Here is a 6511-nt window from a genome sequence, read left to right on the forward strand (position 1 = left end):
GCGGGGACGCCGCGCCAACTGTACGGTTTAGTCGAACAGCGGACCGGACGCCGGATGACCGGCCGCCCGGCCAGGAAGCGGACCGCGTGGGCGACGACTCGACATGGCAGCCGGACGAGCGCGACCGGGCGGCGGAGGTCGAGTCGGGGACGCCGTTCGACCTGTCGGTATGCCTGAACGAGCCCATCCACCGCCTCGGCGGCATCCAGTCCTACGGGACGCTGGTCGCCGTCGCCGCGGACGGCCGGGTCGAGGTCGCCGCCACCAACGCCGGTGCCGTGCTCGGGATCACCGACCCGGTCGGGCTCCCGGCCGACGCCGTGTTCGGTGTGGAGGGGCTGGCGGCGGTCCACCGCACGCTCGCGGCACCGACCGGCGACCGCGGCCTGCTGAGCCTGGCCGTGGCGGGCCGCGAGTTCGACGCGACGGTGTACCGGGCGGACGGTCGCGTCGTGGTCGAGCTGGAACCGCCCGTCGACGAGCGGCCGTTCGTGTTCTCCCGGTTCTACCCGGCCGTGCGCACCGCGCTGACCAGGCTCCAGCACGGTCGCACGGTGGTCGACGTGTGCGCCGCCGCGGTCGCCGAGATCCGCGCGCTGACCGGCTACGACCGGGTCGTGGCGTACCGGTTCGAGGGCCCGGCCGGGCCGGGTGAGGTGGTCGCCGAGTCGGTCGCGGACGGGCTGGAGCCGTGGCTCGGGCTGTGGTTCCCGGCGACGGACATCCCGCCCCAGGCGCGGCGGCTCTACGAGCGCAACTGGATCCGGGTCATCCACGACGTCGACGACGACACCGCGTCGCTGGTGCCCGCCGTGGCCGAGCCGCTGGACCTGTCGGACTCGACGCTGCGCACGGTGTCCGGCTTCCACCTGGAGTACCTGCGCAACATCGGGGTCCGGTCGTCGATGTCGGTGTCGCTGCTCGACCGGGGACGGCTGTGGGGGCTCATCGCCTGCCACGGCCTGGCGCCGCGGCGGCTCGGCGCCGAGGTCCGGGCGGCGTGCGAGTTCTTCGGCGTCACCCTGTCGCTGCAGCTGGCGGCGGTGCAGGACGCGGAGGCCGAGCGGGCGCGGCAGCGGGCCCGGTCCGCGCTGCTCGCCCTGGTCACCGAGCTGCCCGACGCGCTGCTCGACCACGGCGCCGAGCTGGCCGACCTGGTCCGGGCCGACGCCGTCGCGCTGCGGCTCGACGGCCGGTCGTCGCCGCTGGTGGACGCGCTGGTCGAGCACCTGCCGCCGCTCGCGGCGGGGGAGGTGTGGGGCTGCGAGAGCCTGGCCGAGCTGGACCCGGCGCTGGGCCGGTACGCCGACGAGGTCAGCGGTGTGCTGGTGCTGGCCCTCGACCGGCCCGGTGACCTGGTCGTCTGGACGCGGCGTGAGCGCCGGGCGGCGCGGACCTGGGCGACGGACCCGGAGCGGCCGGTGCGGGTGGGTCCGCGCGGCCAGCGGCTGACGCCGCGCGGGTCGTCGGCGGTGTACCGGGCCGTGGTGCGGGGCCGGTGCCTGCCGTGGACGACCGCGGACGAGGCGGTGGCCGTCGAGTTCGGCAACGCCGTGCGCGCCGCCGCCGTGCGCCGGGCCGCCCACCTGTCGGCGTTGAACGACGAACTGCGGCGCGCGAACGAGGACCTGGACACCTTCACCCACGTCGCGGCGCACGAGATGAAGGAACCCTTGCGCGGCATCGCCACCACCGCCGCCTTCATCACCGAGGACGCCCCCACCCTCGACCCCACCACGACCCGCCGCCTGGGCACCATCCAGAACCTCGCCCAGCGGATGGACGAACTGATCAACAGCCTGCTGCACTTCGCCCAACTGGGCCAAGCCGACCTCCGCCGGGAACCGGTCGACCTGCGCGAGGCCACCGAACGCGCCCTGGAGATCGCAGGCGGCCGACTCGCCGAACAGGACGTGACCGTCACCCTGCCCCCACCAGGCACCACCCTCCCCGCCGACCCGGAACGACTACAGGAAATCCTGGTCAACCTCCTGGTCAACGCGGCCAAATACGCCCGAACAGAACCCCCGCGCACGGTCGAGGTAGGCATGGCCGAGGACGCGGTCTACATACGCGACAACGGAATCGGCATCCCCGACGCATACCGAGAAGACGTCCTCCGACTGTTCCGCCGCCTCCACCCCCGCAACGCCCGCGGCGGTGGGCACGGCGCGGGACTGGCGATCGTCGACCGCATCGTGGCGCGGCATGGTGGGAGGTTGTGGGTGGAGTCGGAACTGGGACAGGGGACCGCGGTGTGGTTCACCCTGACCCCGTCGTCCACTTAGGCCTCGACGAACCGCTGTCGGGTGTGCCTGGAGAGGAGGAGGTCCACCGGCACGCTAGGCCACGGATGCCCGTCCGGCGCGCCGGGCCGTGGGCGTCCGGCCGCGACGAAGTCGCCGTACTCGCTGTCGACGACGGCCTGGTTGACCCAGCGCCCGCCGAGAACTGCTCGACCGACTTCCCGCGCCGCAGGGCGCCCACGAGGTAGGACTCCGCACGGTATCGCACCTGGTCACGCTACCGCGAGCCACCGACAGGCTCGAGCCGCGCTGGTGATCACGGGGTGGCGGTGGCCCGGGTCACGGGGGCCTGCTGTCGGTTCGCCACTGGGTGGGATGGGGCTCGGGGGATTAGGGACCTCTTTAGTGGTGCTTCCTAGCGTTGTCGGAGTCCCGGAGTCGGGGCGGGAATCCTCGGCAATTCCGGGAGGGACGGACGGTGGGCGGGTTACCGGCGCGGGTGTTGGGTGTGGGGACGGCGCTCCCCGGGGGCGCGGTCGACACGGCGGCGTTGGCGGGGCGGTTCGGGATGAACCAGGTGTGGCAGCAGTGGGTCGACGCGTTCATCGGGACGCGGACGCGGCACCTCGCGATTGACCTGGCGACGGGGGAACAGCGGTACTCGTTGGCCGATCTGGCGGAAACGGCGGCGCGGCAGGCTATTGAGGACGCCGATGTGTCTGTTGAGGACATCGACGTGGTGGTGTTCGGGACCGCGACGCCGGACGACCTGATGCCCGCGACGGTCAACGTCGTCGCCGACCGGTTGCGGATCGACGGGATCCCGACCTTCCAGCTGCAATCCGGGTGTTCCGGCGCCGTGCAGACCTTCGACGTGGCGACGGCGCTCCTCTCTACCGGCCGCTACCGCACCGCGCTGGTCATCGGGGGTGATGTGATCGCCAAGCACTACGACGTCACGGCCGACCTGACCGGTGTGCCGCCGGAGGAGCTGGTCAACTACGTCCTCTTCGGCGACGGCGCGGGCGCGGCAGTGCTCAGCACCGAGGAACGCGAAGGTGCGCCCGTAGTGAGATCCGTCCTTACCAGACTATCCGGATTGGACCGGCAGCCCGGGCAGGTGTTGCGCTGGTTCGGCATCGTCGACCGGGATGGCGCGGCGGTCCCGGCCAGCGAGGACTACCGGGCCATCGCCGAGTCGGTCCCCGTGCTCGCCCGCGAGGTCGCCGACGAACTCCTCGACGACCTCGGCTGGGCCCGCGACGAGGTCGACTTCCTGCTGCCGCCCCAACTCTCCGCGACGATGACCGCGAAGATCACCGAGGCGTTGGGCTTCCCGGCCGCCAAGGAGGTGTCGCGGGTCGCCGACATCGGCAACAACGGCAACGCGTTGCTGTTCTTCCAGCTGCGGGACCTGGTGCCCGCCATGTCGGCGCCGAGCCGGGCCATCGCGGTGGCCATCGAGTCCAGCAAGTGGATCAAATCGGGTATCGCCCTCGAAGCGGCGTGAAGGAGACACACGTGACCACCGCGGAGTTCGTCCGCATCATCCGGGACGAGATCGGCCTGGACGTGCGCGCCGACGACCTGGACCGCGACCTCGACGAGGTCCGCGACTGGGACTCGGTGCACCTGCTGGCCCTGGCCATCTCGCTGGAGAAGCACAGCGCGGCCCGGGTGTCGCTGCCGGACCTGCTGGAGGCCCGCACCCTCGGCGCCATCCACGGCCTGGTGACGGCATGACCGCGCCCCGCCCCATCCCCGCGCAGCGCAGGCACACCCTGCTCTTCCTCGACCAGATCCGCGACTTCAGCCCCGTCCACCTCGACACCGAGGTCGACGCCACCGCGATCGTCGCCGCGCGGGCCGGGGCCGAGGCCGACGGGCGCAGGCTCTCCGTGGTGACGCTCATCGTCAAGGCCGCCGGGGAGGTGTTGGCCAAGCACCCCGGTGCCAACTCGGCGATCCACGGCACCGAGATCATCACCTTCGACTCCGTCAGCGCGAAGGTGACGCTGGACAAGCGGTTCGACGGTGCGCGGGTCGTCCTCGCCACCGTCCTCCCGGCCGACGCCGATCTCGCCGACATCCAGGCGGGCCTCGACGACGCCATCGCCGCCGACCCCGACACCGACCCGCGCTTCGCCGGGATCCGCGCCCTGCGCGAACTGCCCGCCGAAGCCGCCCGGAACGCCTTCCGCGAGTCCGCCGCCGACCTGACCCGCCGCGCCCAGCTCACCGGCACGTTCGCCGTCACCTCCCTGGGCCACCGCGACGTCGACGGGTTCCACTCCGTCGGCGGCACCACCGTGACCTTCGGCGTCGGGCGGATCGTCGACCGGGCCGTGGTGCGCGCCGGGGAGATCGTCGTCGCGCCGGTGTTGCGGCTGTCCCTCACCTTCGACCACCGGGTGATCGACGGCGCCGAGGCCGCCGACGTCCTGACCGAGACCAAGACCGCCCTGGAGGGACTCGCGTGAGCGACCTGGCCGAGTTGAAGCAGTTCGTCGTCGCGCACGCGATTTCGCAGAACCTGCCCGCCGACCACTACACCCGCCTGCTCGACGCCATCACCACCGCCGACGGCGACGGCCCCGGTTCCTGGGCGCACGAGTGGATCGCGGCGGGCGACGCCGAGACGGACCCACAGGCCGCCACCCAGTACTACGTCCTGGGGCGCTTCCCGTTCGTCGAGGGACCCGGCCGCGCCCGTGCCCTGGCCAAGGCCATCGAGTCCTTCGACCGTTGGCGCGCGACGGAACCCGCCATCGAGCCCCGCACCGTCGAGGTCGAAGGCGAGACGATCACCGTCTGGACCGCCGGACTGTCCACATCGGAACTCAAGCCGCTCCTCGTGCTCAGCGGCGGCATCGTCAGCCCCAAGGAGCAGTGGGCCGCCGTCCTCCCGCAGATCGCCGCCTTCGGCCTCGCCGGTGTCGTCACCGAGTACCCCGGCGTCGGCGAAAGCCCCCTCACCGCCCACAAGGAGAGCTGGCGGCTCTTCCCCGCCATCCTCGACGCGCTCAAAGCCGAGGCCAAGGTCGACCAGACCTACCTGCTGGCCCTCAGCTTCAGCGGCCACCTGGCCCTCCGCGCCGCGCTCGACGACCCGCGCGTACGCGGCGTCGTCGGCAACGGCCCGCCCCTGCGCGACTTCTTCACCGACACCACCTGGCAGGGCAAAGTCCCCGCCATCACCCGCGACACCCTCGCCCACCTCGCAGGCGTCACGCCCGACCTGGTCTGGGACCACGTCCGCGACTGGGCGCTCTCCGAGGACGACCTCCGCGCCCTGAGCATCCCTGTCGCCGCCGTCACCGCCCGACGGGACGAGATCATCCCGGCCTCTGACACGGCGTTGCTGCGCGCGGCCGTCGCGGACATCACGATCAACGAGCACGACGACGTGCACGGCGCGCCCTCCCACCTGGCCGAGACCCGGGTCTGGAGCCTGCTCGCCGTGCTGCGCCAGTGGCCCGACGCCCACCCCGCCGTCCTGGCCGCCCTGTCGGCCGCGGTCGACGCCGCCCGGAAGCCCGCGGACTGATGCGCTGGCTCCGCCGGTTCGCGACCACCCCGCCGGGCGCGCCGCGCGTCGTCTGCTTCCCGCACGCGGGCGGCGCCGCGGGCGCGTTCGTCCCCCTGGCCAAGGAACTGGCGCCGCACGTCGAGGTGCTCGCCGTGCAGTACCCCGGCCGCCAGGACCGCCGCCAAGAGTCCACTGTAGACTTGAGGACCGCCGCGCGCCTGGTCGTCAACGAACTCGCCGCGCTCCCACCCGCGCCCACCACCGCCTACTTCGGACACAGCATGGGCGCGATCGTGGCCTTCGAGGCCGCGCTCCTGGTCCGGCCGGAGGTCCTGTTCGCCTCCGCCGCCCGCGCGCCGTCCCGGGTCGACGTCGACCCCGGGCTCCTCGACAGCGAGCAGGCGCTGGTCGCCGAGGTGCTGGCGCTGGGCGCGACCTCGGCGCGCGTGCTGGCCGAGCCCGACCTGCGGGCCATGGTCCTGCCGCCGCTGCGGTCGGACTACCGCGCGCTGCTCGGCTACCCCGGCAACCGGTCCCGGATCGACGCGCCGATCGTCGCGCTGGTCGGCGACGCCGACCCCCGCGTGGCCGAGGCGGACGCGCTCGTCTGGGCCGACCACACGACCGACTTCACGTCGCGGGTGTTCCGCGGCGACCACTTCTACCTGATCCCCGGGCTGCGCGAGGTCGCGCGCGTCGTCGGGGCCGAGCTGGCCGCGCTCGTCTGAGCGCGACG

6 protein-coding genes are annotated in these 6511 nt (G+C 72.9%); all 6 read left to right on the forward strand.

Annotated elements, in window-relative coordinates; genetic code table 11:
* Nucleotides 1-86 precede the first annotated feature (86 nt).
* The gene (locus CLV40_RS02915; RefSeq protein WP_104476563.1) at nucleotides 87-2288 is read left to right on the forward strand and encodes an ATP-binding protein; all 2202 of its coding nucleotides are present in this window, start codon (nucleotides 87-89) and stop codon (nucleotides 2286-2288) included.
* A 436-nt stretch (nucleotides 2289-2724) separates the two neighbouring features.
* Complete coding sequence (locus CLV40_RS02920) at nucleotides 2725-3756, forward strand: 3-oxoacyl-ACP synthase III family protein (protein ID WP_245930989.1); 1032 nt, start codon at nucleotides 2725-2727, stop codon at nucleotides 3754-3756.
* Nucleotides 3757-3767: 11 nt separating this feature from the next.
* A complete protein-coding gene (locus CLV40_RS02925; protein WP_104476812.1) occupies nucleotides 3768-3989 on the forward strand; it encodes a phosphopantetheine-binding protein in 222 nt (73 codons plus the stop codon).
* On the forward strand, nucleotides 3986-4726 hold the full coding sequence (locus CLV40_RS02930; RefSeq protein ID WP_104476565.1) for a 2-oxo acid dehydrogenase subunit E2: 741 nt from the start codon (nucleotides 3986-3988) through the stop codon (nucleotides 4724-4726). Before CLV40_RS02925 ends, CLV40_RS02930 begins: the two co-directional genes overlap by 4 nt.
* Nucleotides 4723-5793 (forward strand): alpha/beta fold hydrolase, encoded by a 1071-nt coding sequence (locus CLV40_RS02935; protein ID WP_104476567.1) that lies wholly within the window; start codon nucleotides 4723-4725, stop codon nucleotides 5791-5793. Before CLV40_RS02930 ends, CLV40_RS02935 begins: the two co-directional genes overlap by 4 nt.
* The gene (locus CLV40_RS02940) at nucleotides 5793-6503 is read left to right on the forward strand and encodes a thioesterase II family protein (RefSeq protein ID WP_104476569.1); all 711 of its coding nucleotides are present in this window, start codon (nucleotides 5793-5795) and stop codon (nucleotides 6501-6503) included. The genes CLV40_RS02935 and CLV40_RS02940 overlap by 1 nt, the downstream gene beginning before the upstream one ends.
* Nucleotides 6504-6511 lie beyond the last annotated feature (8 nt).

The organism is Actinokineospora auranticolor (genome assembly GCF_002934265.1).
Taxonomy (GTDB): Bacteria; Actinomycetota; Actinomycetes; order Mycobacteriales; family Pseudonocardiaceae; genus Actinokineospora; species Actinokineospora auranticolor.

Excerpts from the sequence above, each read along its gene's own strand:
- CLV40_RS02940 (WP_104476569.1), top strand. The coding sequence starts at position 5,793 with ATGCGCTGGCTCCGCCGGTTCGCGACCACCCCGCCGGGCGCGCCGCGC.
- CLV40_RS02930 (WP_104476565.1), top strand. The coding sequence starts at position 3,986 with ATGACCGCGCCCCGCCCCATCCCCGCGCAGCGCAGGCACACCCTGCTC.